Origin of the sequence: Exiguobacterium sp. S22-S28 (assembly GCF_043359615.1) — a bacterium.
In the GTDB taxonomy this organism is placed as follows: Bacteria; Bacillota; Bacilli; order Exiguobacteriales; family Exiguobacteriaceae; genus Exiguobacterium_A.
In genome coordinates, this window is the sequence record NZ_JBHFFC010000027.1 from 34660 (window position 1) to 50404 (window position 15745).

General features: G+C 48.4%; 21 protein-coding genes and 1 pseudogene. 8 read left to right on the forward strand and 14 right to left on the reverse strand.

Going from position 1 to position 15745, the window contains the following annotated elements:
- The first annotated feature begins 5 nt into the window (after positions 1 to 5).
- Positions 6 to 1190, forward strand: coding sequence for an MFS transporter (locus tag ACHA8N_RS10145; protein ID WP_393965599.1), 1185 nt, complete (start codon positions 6 to 8; stop codon positions 1188 to 1190).
- Positions 1191 to 1255: 65 nt separating this feature from the next.
- Here the strand turns inward: ACHA8N_RS10145 and ACHA8N_RS10150 are convergent, their stop codons facing one another.
- From ACHA8N_RS10150 to ACHA8N_RS10165, 4 genes are all read right to left on the reverse strand, one after another.
- Positions 1256 to 1594 carry an HAD-IA family hydrolase gene (locus ACHA8N_RS10150; RefSeq protein WP_393965600.1) on the reverse strand — a complete coding sequence of 113 codons (339 nt, stop codon included), beginning with the start codon at positions 1592 to 1594 and terminating at the stop codon, positions 1256 to 1258.
- Entirely contained in the window at positions 1579 to 2088 is a 510-nt protein-coding gene (locus ACHA8N_RS10155) for an NUDIX hydrolase (protein WP_393965601.1), read from the reverse strand. The genes ACHA8N_RS10150 and ACHA8N_RS10155 overlap by 16 nt, the downstream gene beginning before the upstream one ends.
- 23 nt (positions 2089 to 2111) lie before the next feature.
- On the reverse strand, positions 2112 to 3185 hold the full coding sequence (locus tag ACHA8N_RS10160; RefSeq protein ID WP_393965602.1) for a flavin monoamine oxidase family protein: 1074 nt from the start codon (positions 3183 to 3185) through the stop codon (positions 2112 to 2114).
- 122 nt (positions 3186 to 3307) lie between these two features.
- Entirely contained in the window at positions 3308 to 3484 is a 177-nt protein-coding gene (locus ACHA8N_RS10165; RefSeq protein WP_167331058.1) for a hypothetical protein, read from the reverse strand.
- Positions 3485 to 3687: 203 nt separating this feature from the next.
- On the opposite strand from ACHA8N_RS10165, the gene ACHA8N_RS10170 reads away from it, so the two are divergent.
- The 3 genes from ACHA8N_RS10170 (at position 3688) to ACHA8N_RS10180 (ending at position 5111) form a co-directional block, all read left to right on the forward strand.
- Positions 3688 to 4296, forward strand: coding sequence for a Pr6Pr family membrane protein (locus ACHA8N_RS10170; RefSeq protein WP_393965603.1), 609 nt, complete (start codon positions 3688 to 3690; stop codon positions 4294 to 4296).
- A gap of 132 nt (positions 4297 to 4428) precedes the next feature.
- Positions 4429 to 4638 carry a helix-turn-helix transcriptional regulator gene (locus tag ACHA8N_RS10175; protein WP_026833061.1) on the forward strand — a complete coding sequence of 70 codons (210 nt, stop codon included), beginning with the start codon at positions 4429 to 4431 and terminating at the stop codon, positions 4636 to 4638.
- Positions 4635 to 5111, forward strand: a complete 477-nt coding sequence (locus ACHA8N_RS10180; protein ID WP_393965604.1) for a hypothetical protein — start codon at positions 4635 to 4637, stop codon at positions 5109 to 5111. Before ACHA8N_RS10175 ends, ACHA8N_RS10180 begins: the two co-directional genes overlap by 4 nt.
- A 6-nt stretch (positions 5112 to 5117) precedes the next feature.
- Here the strand turns inward: ACHA8N_RS10180 and ACHA8N_RS10185 are convergent, their stop codons facing one another.
- Positions 5118 to 5534, reverse strand: coding sequence for a GNAT family N-acetyltransferase (locus ACHA8N_RS10185; protein ID WP_393965605.1), 417 nt, complete (start codon positions 5532 to 5534; stop codon positions 5118 to 5120).
- Positions 5535 to 5617: 83 nt separating this feature from the next.
- On the opposite strand from ACHA8N_RS10185, the gene ACHA8N_RS10190 reads away from it, so the two are divergent.
- The gene (locus ACHA8N_RS10190; protein WP_393965606.1) at positions 5618 to 6154 is read left to right on the forward strand and encodes a GNAT family N-acetyltransferase; all 537 of its coding nucleotides are present in this window, start codon (positions 5618 to 5620) and stop codon (positions 6152 to 6154) included.
- Positions 6155 to 6180: 26 nt separating this feature from the next.
- Here ACHA8N_RS10190 and ACHA8N_RS10195 read toward each other — a convergent pair whose 3' ends face one another.
- From ACHA8N_RS10195 to ACHA8N_RS10205, 3 genes are all read right to left on the reverse strand, one after another.
- Entirely contained in the window at positions 6181 to 6702 is a 522-nt protein-coding gene (locus tag ACHA8N_RS10195) for a YusW family protein (protein ID WP_051524841.1), read from the reverse strand.
- Between the two features lie 72 nt (positions 6703 to 6774).
- Positions 6775 to 7194: a universal stress protein gene (locus ACHA8N_RS10200; protein WP_393965607.1), complete on the reverse strand. Its 420-nt coding sequence runs from the start codon at positions 7192 to 7194 to the stop codon at positions 6775 to 6777.
- Between the two features lie 18 nt (positions 7195 to 7212).
- Positions 7213 to 8676: a SulP family inorganic anion transporter gene (locus ACHA8N_RS10205; protein ID WP_393965608.1), complete on the reverse strand. Its 1464-nt coding sequence runs from the start codon at positions 8674 to 8676 to the stop codon at positions 7213 to 7215.
- Between the two features lie 338 nt (positions 8677 to 9014).
- Between ACHA8N_RS10205 and ACHA8N_RS10210 the strand changes: the two genes are divergently transcribed.
- Positions 9015 to 9572: a hypothetical protein gene (locus ACHA8N_RS10210; protein ID WP_393965609.1), complete on the forward strand. Its 558-nt coding sequence runs from the start codon at positions 9015 to 9017 to the stop codon at positions 9570 to 9572.
- A gap of 47 nt (positions 9573 to 9619) precedes the next feature.
- On the opposite strand, the gene ACHA8N_RS10215 is transcribed toward ACHA8N_RS10210, so the two are convergent.
- The 6 genes from ACHA8N_RS10215 to ACHA8N_RS10240 form a co-directional block, all read right to left on the reverse strand.
- On the reverse strand, positions 9620 to 11281 hold the full coding sequence (locus ACHA8N_RS10215) for an FAD-dependent oxidoreductase (RefSeq protein ID WP_393965610.1): 1662 nt from the start codon (positions 11279 to 11281) through the stop codon (positions 9620 to 9622).
- A gap of 19 nt (positions 11282 to 11300) precedes the next feature.
- Positions 11301 to 12605, reverse strand: coding sequence for an arsenic transporter (locus ACHA8N_RS10220; protein WP_393965611.1), 1305 nt, complete (start codon positions 12603 to 12605; stop codon positions 11301 to 11303).
- Between the two features lie 104 nt (positions 12606 to 12709).
- Entirely contained in the window at positions 12710 to 13027 is a 318-nt protein-coding gene (locus ACHA8N_RS10225) for an ArsR/SmtB family transcription factor (protein ID WP_393965612.1), read from the reverse strand.
- Positions 13028 to 13116: 89 nt separating this feature from the next.
- Positions 13117 to 13401, reverse strand: coding sequence for a hypothetical protein (locus tag ACHA8N_RS10230; RefSeq protein WP_393965613.1), 285 nt, complete (start codon positions 13399 to 13401; stop codon positions 13117 to 13119).
- Positions 13402 to 13413: 12 nt separating this feature from the next.
- Entirely contained in the window at positions 13414 to 13851 is a 438-nt protein-coding gene (locus ACHA8N_RS10235; protein ID WP_393965614.1) for a VOC family protein, read from the reverse strand.
- Positions 13848 to 14426, reverse strand: coding sequence for a GNAT family N-acetyltransferase (locus ACHA8N_RS10240; protein ID WP_393965615.1), 579 nt, complete (start codon positions 14424 to 14426; stop codon positions 13848 to 13850). Before ACHA8N_RS10240 ends, ACHA8N_RS10235 begins: the two co-directional genes overlap by 4 nt.
- 186 nt (positions 14427 to 14612) lie before the next feature.
- Here ACHA8N_RS10240 and ACHA8N_RS10245 point away from each other — a divergent pair, with 186 nt between their 5' ends.
- Together ACHA8N_RS10245 and ACHA8N_RS17575 are read left to right on the forward strand one after the other, a co-directional pair.
- Positions 14613 to 15371: a bacteriorhodopsin-like gene (locus tag ACHA8N_RS10245; protein ID WP_026833079.1), complete on the forward strand. Its 759-nt coding sequence runs from the start codon at positions 14613 to 14615 to the stop codon at positions 15369 to 15371.
- 254 nt (positions 15372 to 15625) lie between these two features.
- Positions 15626 to 15742, forward strand: a pseudogene (locus ACHA8N_RS17575) (transposase); the annotation flags it as partial.
- Positions 15743 to 15745 lie beyond the last annotated feature (3 nt).

Genomic DNA, 15745 nt, shown 5'->3' on the forward strand with positions numbered 1-15745 from the left:
CTATCATGCAAAACAATAAGCTCATCTTAAGTACACTTTTACTCAATCTTTTCATCGCATTTTTAGGGATTGGTCTTGTCATCCCGGTCACACCGACCATCATGAACGAACTGAATATTTCCGGTTCGACCGTCGGGTACATGGTATCGGCATTCGCCTTTGCCCAGCTCATTTTGTCGCCGCTCGCCGGGCGGGCGGTCGATAAATACGGCCGGAAACCGATGATCATCATCGGTCTGTTCATCTTCAGCATGTCGGAATTGCTGTTTGGACTCGGGCAGTCCGTTGAAGTGTTGTTTGCGTCGCGGATTCTAGGAGGCGTCAGCGCCGCCTTCATTATGCCGGCCGTCACCGCCTTCATTGCTGACATCACAACAAACGAAACCCGACCAAAGGCACTCGGCTACATGTCGGCTGCGATTTCGACCGGTTTCATCATCGGACCCGGCATCGGTGGTTTTTTGGCGGATATCGGCACCCGTGTCCCGTTTTTCTTTGCCGCTGCATTCGGTCTCTTCGCGATGATCTTGTCCGTGTTTACGTTACGTGAACCGAAACGGCATTACGAAAACACGACCATTCCGAAACAGAAAACCGGTTTCCGGAAAGTCTTTTCTCCGCTTTACTTTATCGCCTTTATGGTGTTGTTGATTTCTTCGTTCGGACTCGCTTCGTTTGAGTCGCTGTTTGCCCTGTTCGTCGACCGGAAATTCGGCTTTACGGCAAAAGACATTGCACTCGCGATTTCGCTTGGGGCAATCGTCGGTGTCATCGTCCAGGTCGGACTGTTCGAACGTCTGACGCGATGGTTCGGCGAGATTCGCCTCATCCGTTACAGTTTGATTGGTTCAACCTTGCTGGTCCTCGTCATGACCTATGTGACTAGTTACTTGGCCATCATCCTCGTCACGATGGTCGTCTTCGTCGGCTTTGACTTGATGCGCCCTGCCGTCACGACCTATTTGTCGAAGATCGCCGGAAACGAGCAAGGTTTCGTCGGCGGGATGAACTCGATGTTTACGAGCATCGGGAATATCCTCGGACCCATCATCGGCGGGATTCTGTTTGATGTCGATCTCAACTATCCGTTCTATTTTGCGACGGTCATGCTTGCAATCGGGATCGCCTTGACGTTTGTCTGGCGGGAACAGCAACCGACTGAACAAACGTTTGAACAAAAATCATCATAATAAAATAAGCCCGAACCGCTTGTGTATCCGAGTAGGCATACGCAAGTCGTTCGGGCTTTTTGGGGTTAAGTCTTAGCACACAAAAGCTCTAACAACTGATTGAACGTCTGGATGGTATAGGTCGCAACGGTCTCGTCCGGAAGTCTCTCCGTAATGAGACACGAGTCGATTCCTGCACGCTGCCCCGCTAAGACATCCAGTTCGCGGTCTCCGATCATGATCGTTTCTGCAGGAGACAGATCGTATTTTTCCATCAAATAACGAATCGCCGACGGATCCGGTTTCCGGGCAAAGGATTGCTCCGCCGTCACGACTTCCCGCAACATCTGTTGAAACACGGATGCCATGACGGGATACGTATCAAACAACGTCCCGTCAAAATCCCAAATCACATGCCGGTACATGACGCCACATCATGTTTTACGATCCAGTCCTCGACGAGCATGACAGGTGCGGTTTCAGGATTCGTCAAATACTCAAAGGCTTTTAAGACGAGCGGCGAGGCGTTGTCCGGATTGACCTGTTCTTGACTGACCCAGGACGAGCCGATGGAATCCTGTCCGTCAAATTTGTCAGGTACCGTGCGTTCACCGGAAGTTTGGATGATTTTATAAAAGATACCAATATGATGGAGATGCGACGCACGGTGCCAATCGGAATGTACGACGAACTCGAATGTCCCGAGTGCACGTTTCTGAAGAACCGTCAGACCGGTCTCTTCCTGAAACTCACGATCCAGCGCTTCCGGTATGGTCTCAAAGTCTTCCAAGCTGCCGCCTGGAAGATCAAACCGGTTCGTGTACGGTCCTCCTTTTTTATCAATCACGAGTAGTTTTCCTTCATTAAAATATAATCCATATGTACCGAATGCGCGGTGAAAGGTTTTTGCCTCAATCATGAAAGTGTATACCCCCTTTTGAATTATATCGATTGTTTCCCTAACCAACGTTCGACCGATTGTAACGCCCCTTCTAGATGTCCTCCAAATGTCGAATCACTCTCGGTTCCGAGCAGCGTCACGCCGTCGCGCCACGGCTCCTCCAACTGCATCGGGCGATACGCCGGAAAATCTGTTAATGGTGCAGCGTCAGCAACAGTCGCCGTCAACGGCTCAGCGGCCCAGTCCTGATACAACACAGCAATCGGATGCCGGGCGGCTTCTCCGAACAACACCGTCAACTGCTCGATGACCCGTCGTTTGATTTCTGTCTCTCCTAATGCTGCACGCTCCGTTGCCGTCAGACGGAAAAAACCAAATAATGCACCTAGTCCCGGTTGCGGGGAAGCATCGTGTATTTCCTGCAAAATTCCTGACCAGCTGATCGCAAACCCGGACCGGTCCATCTGTTTCCAAAATGGTGTTTTGTACACGACGACGATTTTAGCCTGTCCGGCCATCCAGGTCGGTGTCCCCTCAAGCTGACGATGTAGCTGCTCTGACAGCTCCGGACGCCAGGATACCTGTGCCGCAAGTCGTGGCGGAGTCGTCATCAGCACATGATCAACCAGTTGGCGTACGCTTGTCCCGTCCTGCTCGATCGTCAGTTCGACCTGATCGTTTTTAGTCAGAGCGGTGACACGACTCAACAGTTGAACCGTCCCCGGTGCGAGTCGGCTTGCAATCGCATCTGTCAGGCCTTGCATCCCCGTCACGAGACGATGGGAACGCACCGTTTGGTCCTCCGGCAACCGGTGTTCCTCGATTTGACCCGGTGTCCGCTCAAGTACCATCTTCCCGTTTGTTGACTGGACAAGCGTCGGAAGGCACAGTTCGTCCACTAATTGCGTTATCAGCCGTTCGGAGTCCGGCCAATACCAGGTCGGACCAACGTCAAAAGCATAATCCCGTCCTGCCTCGTTCAAGGTTTTCGTCAACACCCGTCCACCAATCCGGTCCCGTGCCTCGAAGACCGAAACGTTGTATCCTGCTTCCTGCAGACGCCAAGCGGCATACAGTCCGGTGATACCGGCACCAATAATGGCGATTCGTTGCATGGATCATCCCTTCTTTCCAGTGTTTTCCTCCTTTAGTGTACCGAAAATCATTCCGAACGCCTATTCTTGGAGACCGACGGACAAAAAAACAGAGCGTCGCCTGACACTCTGTTTCCTGCTTCTTAAGATGATTGCGCATGCTGCCAGTCGTCTTCATCAAAGACCGACTGGACCCACTCGATGGACACAAATAATGATCGGGCGATGGCATCGTCGGATTTCCCGAGTTTACGCAGCGTATGGACGATTCGAATCCTTCGCTCTAATTCACGCTCGTCAGGCAACAATTCCGGCATCATGTCGGCGCCTCCTTTCTCTCTTTAAGCCAACCATCATCGTTTTGTCTAGATTACCCGTTTATCGACTGAATATTCCGATAATTGAACAGTTTCAATGATTTTTGATAAATTGTCTAAAAAAAGTAACAGCATCTTCTCGACAAGGAACTCTGTCTCAGCTGTCGAACACCATAATTATCCGGTCAAAAAAGGAGTGTTCCGACATGTCTGCCTCTTCTCTGCGTATCGTCCGATTCGGTTTTGGTCTGCTTGGTCTTTTGGCCGTCAGCTATCAGTTTTATGCCAGCACGAGTCGACCCGGTTTCAATCCGGTCAACTACTTCAGCTATTTTACGATTTTGAGTAACTTGTTTCTCGCACTTGTCTTACTGATCACCGCCAGTTCCAACAAGATGTTTCAACGCGCAACCAGCGTCCGTGGAGCTGCGGCTTTGTACATGACCATTACCGGCATCGTTTACTTCGTATTGCTGCGCGGGCTCGAAGAAAGTTTACAAACACCGATTCCCTGGGTGAACACGGTCCTTCATTACGTCATGCCGCTTGTTGGGTTACTTGACTGGTTGCTGGTTCGATCGACGATTCGTCTTTCGCGAAACCAACTGGTCAGCTGGCTCCTCTTTCCGCTCCTGTATCTGGTCTACAGTTTGGTTCGAGGGAACTTGACCGGTTTCTATCCGTATCCCTTCCTCAATGTCTCAAAACAAGGACCGCTCATCGTGACTGTCATCTGTCTCATAATCATGTTCGCTTTCATCACAGTCGGAAGCCTAATACGCTGGTTGAACAATCGCCGTCACCACGAAATATGATTCATATTTGATAAAAGGGATGATCCGTTCTTCAGATCATCCCTTTTTTGATCAAGCCAAATGTAAAATCAACTTTACAAATTGTAAAGCAGACTATACAATTTACCTTATAATGGATGAAGGAGGTCCGAAATGAAACTGATCAACCGGGTCAAATCGTTGCGCAGCAGCAACGGGTGGACACAGGAGCAGTTTGCTCAGATGATCGGAGTTACGCGTCAAACGATCATTTCACTGGAGAAAGGGAGTTACACGCCTTCGTTACTACTCGCCATGCAAATTGCCCGTGTCTTCGAACGTCCTGTCGAATCGATTTTTTACTTAGAGGAGGAATCGGAATGAAACGTGTCATCATTCAATCGTGTTTAAATATTTGTATGTACTTTTTAGGAGCCGCACTAATCAGTTCCATTACGGATCAGATTCGTTTTTTTGATAACGATCCGGTTCAAGGAACTGGATTTAATCTCACACTTGAGCTTCCATTGGTTCTGCCTTTGATTTTCATTATCGTCACCTTAACAGTCATGGGCTACTTAAATCGGACAAATAAAGAAAGCACCTTTTCAGAATGGTCCGTCGGCATGACGGAATTCTCCGATCAAGACGAACGGGAGGAAGTCATTACCGGTAAAGCGACACGCGTCGCTTATACCACACTGTTAACTTCCTTAACCGTATCGATGATCCCATTCTCGCTGTACACGCGTTTTCCTGAGTGGTTACCGAATTTTCCGTTTTATGCGATTGCCGCCATTCTCTCACTTGGAACGTTTTCCTACATGGCGGCTTGGGTCTATCATTACCAACGTTAAATACTTTTATACGTACTTCACAAAAAAGTACTGCGTTTGACCTGCAGTCGGATGATCAGCCAGACGACCATATTCCTCAAACCCAAGCTTTTCATAAAAGCCGGGTGCCTGAAAACTGAACGTATCGAGTAAAATCTTACTGCATGATTTTTCTTCCGCAAGCGATTCGATCTGTTCCATCAGCTGCTTTCCGATACCCTCCGCCCGTTGTTCCGGGTCGACCCATAGGAAATGAACTTGCAGATGATTCCAAACATAGCTTGCGGTCACACCACCAAGGAGTTCCTCGTCTTCGTCCCATGCCAAAAAGCAAAATTGTTCCGATTCCGTGTAGAGTGCTGCCGGGACGTGTTGGCGGTTATATGTAATCAATTGTTCCCGAATCCACTGCCCGTCTTCCGTTGTGCCGATTGTGATTTCCATCTACCAAAACTCCTTTTGAAATATTTTACAAATGTGTATCGTCCTGTCATAATGATACCATTAATATTAAAGGAGCGAAAATCATGCAGACGACCCACCGACCGTTTGATGCCGACACCTATCACGTACGCTGTGCCACCGTATCCGATGCAGCCGAACTGGCACGGTTACGTGTACAGCTCGATGCGGAGACCGAACACTTTGATCGTTTTCCCGGCGAAGCAGTCCTCGACGAAGAGACGTTTCGTACGATACTTACCGGTTCATCCACTGTCCCTGATCGGATTCTCGTCGTCGAACGGTCTGGTCAACTCGTGGCCTACAGCCGGTGCACAGGCTTTTCGTTGCGTCGTTTTGCCCATAAAGCGGAATTCGGGATTGGTGTTCAAAAAGATCACTGGGGACAAGGCATCGGCAATCAGTTGCTGACGCAGACAATCGATTGGGTCAAGACTTCACAGCTCAAGAAAATCCAACTGTCTGTCATCGAGACGAATCACGGGGCGATTCGGTTGTATCAACGGCATGGCTTTCAAGAAGAAGGTCGGTTGCGGCATGACCGGTTGCTTCAAGACGGTTGCTACTATGATACCGTCTTGATGGGTTTACAATTGATCTAAATAAAGAGGTGCCGCGGCACCTCTTTTTACTTCATAAATTCTTTTTCCGTTCCGTCAGCGAACTCGATCTCGACTTCGAGTCGGGTCGCATCCTGAATATCAAACACCTTCTCGATTTCAGCAATCGCGTCATCGTTTGACGTGTTGGCATCGATGTTAAGTTCATCCAGTTTCGGATCAAGGATCTTCATCGCATCATTCCCTTGTGCACGTTCACCGTCCATTTGATAATCGGCTTCCGTTCCGTCATTGTCCCGGTCATAGCTGATATCGACAAGATCCATCGTATCCGCATCATCTGCCTCAATCGACAAACTGACGAATCCGTAGTCCTTATCTGCATTATCCGTCACCGTATCTTGATCTTGTGTATTTGACGAATCATCATTCATCGTGCTGTCATCATTCGTGGAGTTATCATCACTCATCGTGTTGTCATCCGTTGTTGTCGTTTCCTCGACCTTTTCCGTTTCTTGGTTGTCTGAATTGCCGCATCCTGCCGCAAACAAGGCAAGACCAAGAACCGGTACTAAATATGTTTTCTTCATTTAATGACCCCCTTCTTTTTTTAATATCCCCACTTCAGGACTCGATGAATCAGACCAATGTGTTCTCATGCATTACTTGACGATCAAAACCGGACTTTTGACCCGTTTGGCAATCTTATGACTGACACTGCCAAGCACCATTTCTTGCAACCCGTTTAGTCCCCGGCTGCCGATAATCGTTAAGTCGACCTGTTTTTTATTTGCATGGTCAACAATCATTGGACCCGGTTCACCCCGGAGAATCGTTACGTAATACGAGACATCGGCCGCTTCTAATCTTTCTTCGACTGGGGCGAGTTTTTTTCGACGTGCCACTTCAAGCGCTTCTTTGCCTTCCGAATGTAGAACGTCGTCTTTAACTTTCGAAAAATCAGCGACGAATACGACTTCAATCTTACTTTCTGAACTGAGAGTCGCTATTTTAATCGCTTCTTCCGTTGCCCGAATCGAGTGTTCCGAACCGTCGACGGCTAATAGGATATGTGGATACATTGTGTTCACTCCCTTATTTTAATGGGTGGAAATCTTCGGTGTTGGATCGTTATGAATCGCCAAACGATCGATTAATTTTTTACTTTCTGGATTCAATCCCATCATCTCGACATTATTCTGATTCGCCAGCAAACGAATCATTACCTTGTCAATCGCACCGACTGCAGAATCATCCCAGATTTGAGTGGATGAAAAGTCGATCAGGATATCTTGTTCGTTTAGTTCATAGTCAAATGAAGCAATGAAATGATCGACGGAAGCAAAGAACAAGGGCCCTTTCACCGTATAGATGGTTTTCCCAGACTCGAGACGTTGTTTGACGTTAATTTTCGAGACTTTCGCGACAAAGAACAAGGCGCTTAAGATGACACCGGCGATGACACCAATCGAGAGATCGTGTGTCGCGACGACGATGCTGACCGTTGCAAGCATGACGAAGGCATCAGCTTTCGGGGCTTTTCGGATATACGTAAACGACGACCAGTCAAACGTTCCAATCGAGACCATGATCATGATTCCGACGAGAACCGGCATCGGAATCTGAACGACCCAGTTGCCGAGGACGATGATCAGAAACATCAGGAACAATCCGGCAACCAGCGTCGACAGACGACCACGACCACCTGACTTGACATTGATGACCGATTGACCAATCATCGCGCAACCTGCCATACCACCAAAAAACCCGGTGATGAAGTTCGCAATCCCCTGTCCCCGTGCTTCCTTGTTTTTTTCACTTTCCGTGCCAGTCATATCGTCGACGATCGTTGCCGTCAACAAAGACTCAAGCAACCCGACGATCGCAAGGGCCAGTGAATAGGGGAAGATAATTTGAAGCGTCTCGAAATTGAACGGAACGTTCGGTAAGAAGAATGACGGTAACGACCGTTGAATGGCGCCAAGATCTCCAACCGTTCGTAAATCAAAGTTCAAGTAAATCGCGGCAATCGTCAGGACGACAATCGCAATCAGTGGTGCAGGAATTGCCTTGAAAAACCGGGGCAACAGATAGACGATCGCAAGCGTAATCGCGACGAACACATAGGTCATCGTTGAAATCCCGACAAAATGCGGGACTTGGGCCATGAAAATCAGAATGGCGAGTGCATTGACGAAACCAATCATCACGGCACGCGGAATGAATTTCATGATTTTTGCGACTTTCAAGACCCCGAATACAATTTGAATGATTCCGGTTAAAATCGTTGCGGCAAGCAGATAGTCGAGCCCGTGTTCTTTGACGAGCGGAACCATTAAGAGTGCCATCGCCCCGGTCGCTGCTGAAATCATGCCCGGTCGTCCGCCGACGAAGGCAATGATGACGGCGATACAGAACGAGGCGTACAATCCGACCATTGGATCGACACCGGCGATGATCGAGAACGCAATCGCTTCCGGAATCAACGCAAGCGCAACGACAATCCCGGCTAAAATATCTCCTCTGACATTTGAGAACCATTGTTCTCGTAAACTCATTTTCATTTGTTTCTTCCACCTTTCTGTTGAGAACTGTTCTTTTCTCAACATCCTGTCCTGTTTTGAATATCCACAGTCTAGCACCATTAGTTTCAAAAAGGAACAATTTTGGTCTTTTTATTTCAAAAAAATGTTTTGGCTCATACTCAAAAGGAGTTCATCCGAATCGATGAACTCCTTGTGTAGTAACGGATTTGGATTTGAGTGGGTCGCTTACACGTTTTGAGAAATCCTATCCTGAGAATACAGCGATAATGACCAAGAAATGATTCATTTCAGAGCGCTTGTTTGCTAAGCTGAATGTAATTTTAAAGAATCATTAGTTTGTACAGGAGGAATTTCAAATGATTGAATCCGTGCTCTCGCTCCTCTCCCCACTCTTTGCCTCTTCTCACGTCAGATGGGGCATCGGTGGTTCGGTTCTCCTCACCCACCATGGGTTGGTGGAGCATCCAAACGATTTAGATCTGCTGTTGCATCCGGACGATTTTGTTGTGGTTGAGCAGATGTTGCAGCAGCTCGGTGAACGGCAACCCTCTCAAGATAAAGGCATTTTTTTGACCCGCCGGTTTGAAGAATATACGATTGGACAGGTTGAACTGGACCTCATCGCCGATTTTAAAATTCAACATACAGCGGGGATCTTCTCATTTTTGTTTGATGAGACGGCAGTGACGGAACAGGTCAGTTTCGGAGGACAACGCTATCCGTTCATGCATCTTGAGGATTGGTACGTCTTCTATTTATTGATGCCGGGACGCGAATCCAAAGTCCGTCTCCTTGAAAACTACTGGACGTCACACCCGCTCGACGCGCCGGAACGGTTACAAACCGCACTCGCTGCTTCCTTGCCGGACAGCATCCGTCAACGGATTGAACATACTTACCGGTATGCGCAGTAAAAAAGCGGCTCTTCTGCGAAGAAGAACCGCTTTTTGTCGTCAGACGTTTACTGGGTCAGACACTTTTTACAATGTTGATAGTTTTTATTGCCGCCGGATAAGTTACAGACATCCGCAAAGCCTAGGTTTTTGAGCACGTTTTGGGCGGCGTTCCCTGTTACCCCTTTGTTGCAATAGACAATTGTCGGCAACGTCGGATCAAGCTCTTTCGCCCGTGTCCGCAGTTCACCAAGCGGGATGTGAATCGCACCGTCGACGTGATTTTTTTCGAACTGAGCTTTCGAACGGGTGTCGATGATTTGGAACGACTTGCCGCCGGCGACTTGTTCGATCAACTCATTTGGTGTCATCAAACGGGCTGTTTTTTTAATCGCATTGTCGAGTGCCATTCCGGTATAGAGCACCGGATCCTTTGTCGTCGCGAACGGCGGCGCATAGGCAAGATCCAGGTGGAACAAATCTTCTGCTTTTGCCTTAAACGTAATCGCCGTCGCGAGGACATCAATTCGTTTGTCGACTCCTTGTGGACCAACGATTTGTGCGCCAAGGACCCGTCCTGTCGCCCGGTCGGCAATCGCCTTGATGACCATTTCTTTTCCGCCCATATATTCCGGACGATCCGGTTTAATATTGTGGAGAATTTCGATGTCGTATCCGGCTTCCCATGCTTCTTTTTCCGTCAAACCGGTCTGTGCGACCGTCAGATCAAAAGCTTTGAAGATCCCGGTTCCAAGAATCCCGCGGTGTTCCGCTTCTTCCCCGGTGATGACCATCCCGGCAATCCGACCCATCTTGTTGGCGGTTGAGCCAAGCGGACGATAAATGGCTTCTCCGGTAATGACAGAGAAACTTTCCGCGACGTCACCGACGGCATAGACATCAGTCAGATTCGTCTGCATCTTCCGGTTGACGGCAATCGCACCTGTCTGACCAAGCTCAACGCCAATCTGTTTGGCGAGCTCCGTATTCGGTTTAACCCCAACGGACAGAATGACGAGGTCTGTTTCAATCGACTTGCCACTCTCAAGAGCAACTTCCGTCACACGCTCCGTCCCGTTGAATGCCGTCACTGATTCACCGAGTAACAGTTTAACGCCTTTATCTCTTAAATGATCAGCAACCCGTTCTGCCATATCACGGTCAAGCGGCGGCATGACTTGCGGCAGGCGTTCGACGAGCGTCACCTGAATTCCGCGGTACGTCAACTGCTCAGCCATTTCAAGACCAATGAAACCGCCGCCGACAATCGTTGCCGTTTTTGGCTCATGAGCGTCGATGTACGAGCGGATCGCATCGGCATTTCGGACGTTCCGGACCGTAAAGACGTTGTCGTGATCAACACCCGGCAACGGCGGGACGATGCTTGACGCACCGGTCGCAAGCACCAGCGTATCGTACGTATCCGTAAACTTGTCACCGGTCGTCAGATTAACGATTGTCGCCGTTTTCGTTGCGTGATCAATCGATTCGACTTCGTGTCTTGTGTGGATGTCGATGTTATACCGTTTTTTGAAGAATGCGGCATCGCGCGGTGTCAATTCATCGATGTCGGCAATCTCACCGCCGACGAAGTACGGAATCCCGCAACCGGAATAGGAGATGTCCTGATCGCGGTCGTAGATTGTAATCTGTAAATCTTCACTGTTCCGGCGTGCTTTTGCACCGACCGATGTTCCGGCAGCGACTGAACCGATGATCAACAATTTCATGATAGTTTCCTCCTAAAAATCAATAAAGTAACAAGCTGATGTATAACCCGAGTAACGTGATGGTCAGGGTTGGAATCGTCAGAATCGTTCCGATCTTAAAGTATTGTCCCCAACCGATTTTGACACCTTTTGTCCGGAGAACGTGTAACCAGAGTAAGGTCGCCAGACTGCCGATCGGTGTAATCTTTGGTCCAAGATCGGACCCGATGACGTTGGCATAAATCAAGGCTTCCCGAATCGTTCCGGTCGCTTGACTGAGATCAATTGCCAGCGCATCAATCATCACGGTCGGCATATTGTTCATGACCGATGACAGAATGGCGGCGAGGAAGCCCATGCCGAACGTCGCAGCGGCCAGATTCGTCGCAAAACCGTCAATGACATCGGCGAGAACTTGCGTCAATCCGGCATTTTGCAGACCATAAACGACGATATACATTCCGAGTGAGAAGAAGACGATTGCCCATGGTGCACCGGCGATGACTTTTTTCGTCGGTACGCTTGGTGAACGACGTGCCATCAACAGGAAGAACAAGGCGATGACACCGGCAACCAAACTGACCGGAATCCCGATGAGATCACTCGTGAAGTAACCGACGACAAGCAACACAAGCACGAACCACGATAACTTGAACATCCGCTGATCCTTGATTGCTGTATGTGGGGCGACAAGTTGCGAGGCGTCATAAGTCTTCGGAATACTTTTCCGGAAGTACAAATACAACACAAGCAGACTGCCGATGACGGAAAAGACGTTGACGAACACCATGCGTGACGCATACTCCGTAAAGCCGATGTCAAAGAAGTCAGCCGAGACGATATTGACGAGGTTCGAGACGACAAATGGCAGACTCGCCGTATCGGCAATGAAGCCGGAAGCAAAGACATACGCCAAGACGACATAGTCCGGTAATTTTAAGTAGCGGACGATTGCGAGAACAATCGGCGTCAAAATCAAGGCTGCGCCATCATTCGCAAACAAAGCCGCGACAATGGAACCAAGCAGTGTCAGATATACGAACAGTTTGACACCGCCGCCTTTTGCGATACGTGCCATATGAAGCGCCGCCCATTCGAAGAAGCCGATTTCATCCAAAATCAATGAGATGATGATCAGGGCGATGAAGGTAAACGTCGCGTTCCAGATGATGCCCCAAACAGTCGAGACATCATCGAGATTCACAACGCCGGTCAGTAAGGCAATCAATGCCATCCCCATGGCGGAGTAGCCGATGCCGAGACCTTTTGGTTGTTTGATGATTAAAAATAACGTGATCAAGAAAATCCCGATCGCAAGTAGATGTGTGCCGGTCAATGCGTTCACTTCATTTCTGGATTAATTTTGTTCTCTATTTTTCAACAGCTGTATACATTTTTCTTGTAAATAACATTTCTGTTATATATAGAACCTGCTCGTTTACCCAAAACTCAGCAACTCTTCGGTGCAGGAACCGGTAATGGTTCCATTGAGGTTAAGATCGTCAACAACAAGTCATGTTGCGGATGATCCGGATTCAATCGGAAGTAAATCCATTGCCGTTCACGCCGTTCCAAAATCACCTGTGCTTGACGCAACAATTTTAAGTGACGGCTGACGGCGGGTTGTGAGATATCAAACATTTCGACAAAATCACAGACACAATGTTCCCGGGCATGCAACCGACGTAACACTTCAAGACGTGTACTGTCACTGAGCAGTTTTAAGAACTGGCTCATCTCGTCAACACGGTTCGTTGTTTCTATCATGTATGTTCCTCCTTTCCGGATTGATCTTCAACGGGAAAATCGTCAGCCGACACGTTCGGACTGACGATTTTCTCTATATAACCAATTTATTATATAACCTCTTTGTTATTCAAGTCTTTTTTTAGCTGACGTCTATTAAAACGTGGATACAGTAGATTCACGATTAAAAAATAGGCAAAGAACGCGGAAAAATAAAAGGTGATGAATTTGTTCATTTCCGTTGTACTCAGCCAAATCGATTCATCATACATCAACCGTCCCGATGCCATGATGACGACAGGATGTGTCGCAAGCGTCAGACCGATCAGGACGAATAAACAAACACCAAGATCATTGAGCCAGACTTGCGTGCTGCCTTTTGAATTACGAAACATCTTTTCCCTCCTTTAGTTTAAGACGGCTTCCGCTATTTCCAATATGATGCCTTCCGGTCCCCTGACATAACAAATTCGGTACGTTTCTCCAAATTGCTCTGCCGGACTGATCGAAGTATAGCCCTGCTCGTTGACGATTGTCATCATCGCGTCAAGCGACTCGACATTGAGACAAAGATGACGAAGACCTGCCGCGTGAACTTCGTTTGATGATTGACCAGTATCGACTGGAGTCTGATATTGAACAAGTTCCAGCCACGTCTCTCCATCGGGTACGCCGAGAGCGGCACACGAAGTCGTGACGTTACGCAGACCGGTAATCCGGTCGAGTTGCGGTCCGGACGATTCCCATTCACCTTTTACGACAAATCCCAAGCTGACGAAAAAACGTGTCGCTTCCACTAAACTCAGTACGTTGATACTGACGTGATCAATCCGATTCACTTTCATACCGGTTTTCCCACTTCGTGTTGTTCCCGTACCAGCAACTGATAATCTGGTCGCAGCAACGAAAAAATCCGTCCGTCGTGCGACGTGCCGCCTTGATAAAGATAACCGCGCAAAATCCCTTCCTCTTCGAACCCGAGTCGTGTCAGCAATTGAACGGATGCCTCGTTTTCTAAAAACGTCACGGCACCCATCCGGTGTAATGCCAGTGTCTCAAACGCATATTCCAACACAGCTTGAATCGCTTCTGCTGCATAACCACGCCGCCAGTGCGCAGGATCCAGCTCAAAGCCAATCTCCGCCTTTTTGCTGTACAGGCTCAAGTGATTCAGACCAAGCGTCCCGATGAACTTCCCGCTGTCACGAATCATGATTCCCCATCGGATCCCTTGTCGTGTGTCGTACGTCTGTTTGAAAGACGCGATGATGTTTAAGGCATCGTGTTGCTCACGCAACGGATTCATTCCGTAAAAACGGGTCACGGCTTCGTTTGACAAAATGTTAAATAAAGCTGGTCCATGCTCAGGTGTCACCTCAATGAGCTGTAAACGTGTCGTTTCTAAAGTGGGAAAGGGCATCTGAATTCCTCCATTTTGATGTTTTGGTTTCTTCGTCCCGAACGGTTCAAAAAGTGCGTCCAACTTGTGTCATCAAAGTATGAAACAGCACATTTCCTAACGATTGGAACAACTTGTTCTTGCGTCCATCGCTCTATACTAGACATATAGAAGCGCGTGTTTTGTGTAATGAAGGAGTGACTGATCATGGAAGAAGTCAATTTACTCGTTCTTGCCACGCAGTATATGTTTTGGGTCGGATTCGTCGGAATGGCTGCCGGGACACTCTATTTCCTGGTCGAGCGAAACTCGCTTGCACCGGAATACCGCTCCACGGCAACTGTCGCTGCACTCGTCACCTTTGTCGCTGCCATTCATTATTACTTCATGAAGGATGCCGTCGGAACGTCCGGTCTGTTATCGGAAATCGATGGTTTCCCAACGGAAATCCGCTATATCGATTGGCTCGTCACGACACCGTTGTTGCTCGTCAAGTTTCCGTTGCTGCTCGGTCTGAAAGGTCGGCTTGGCCGGTCCTTGTTAACGAAACTGGTCATCGCCGACATTATTATGATCGTCGGCGGCTACATCGGCGAATCATCGATCAACATCGCCGGTGGGTTCACGCAACTCGGACTGTGGTCGTATCTGATTGGTTGTCTCGCCTGGATTTATATCATCTATCTGCTGTTTACGAACGTCACGAAAGCCGCTGAAAACAAACCGGCTCCGATTCGCGATGCCCTCTTAAAAATGCGGTTGTTCATCTTGATCGGTTGGGCAATCTATCCGATCGGTTACGCTGTCACGCTGTTTGCGCCGGGGGTTGAAATCCAGCTCGTCCGCGAATTGATTTACAACTTTGCCGATTTGACGAACAAGGTCGGGTTCGGTTTGATTGCCTTCTTCGCCGTCAAAACGATGTCGTCCTTATCGTCGCAAAAAGATAACACGTTAACCTCTTAACAAAAGTTTTGAACCAGTTTCGCCGTCAGGCGGAGCTGGTTTTTTTGATTGAGTACTTTCCTTTATTCAGGATCTTGACCAAGGGAGTCAACCTATCCGATATGTCTTGAAAGTAACGTACGATGGACAGGTCCGTCGAAGACTGACAGATTGGCTGGAACGTTATCAATTCTATTCATGTGGACCTTTTACAAAAATCACAAAAGCGATCCGGGACCGTAAGGAAGCGATGCGTCAACCCATCGTATCCAGGCGTATCCAGGCTATCGAACGAGAAAATGGAAGGAACGAACAATAAGATTAAGCTCGTCAAACGTCATGCTTATGGTTACCGAAACCTCGAGCGATTCTTTTTGAACTTACTCCTTGAGCCT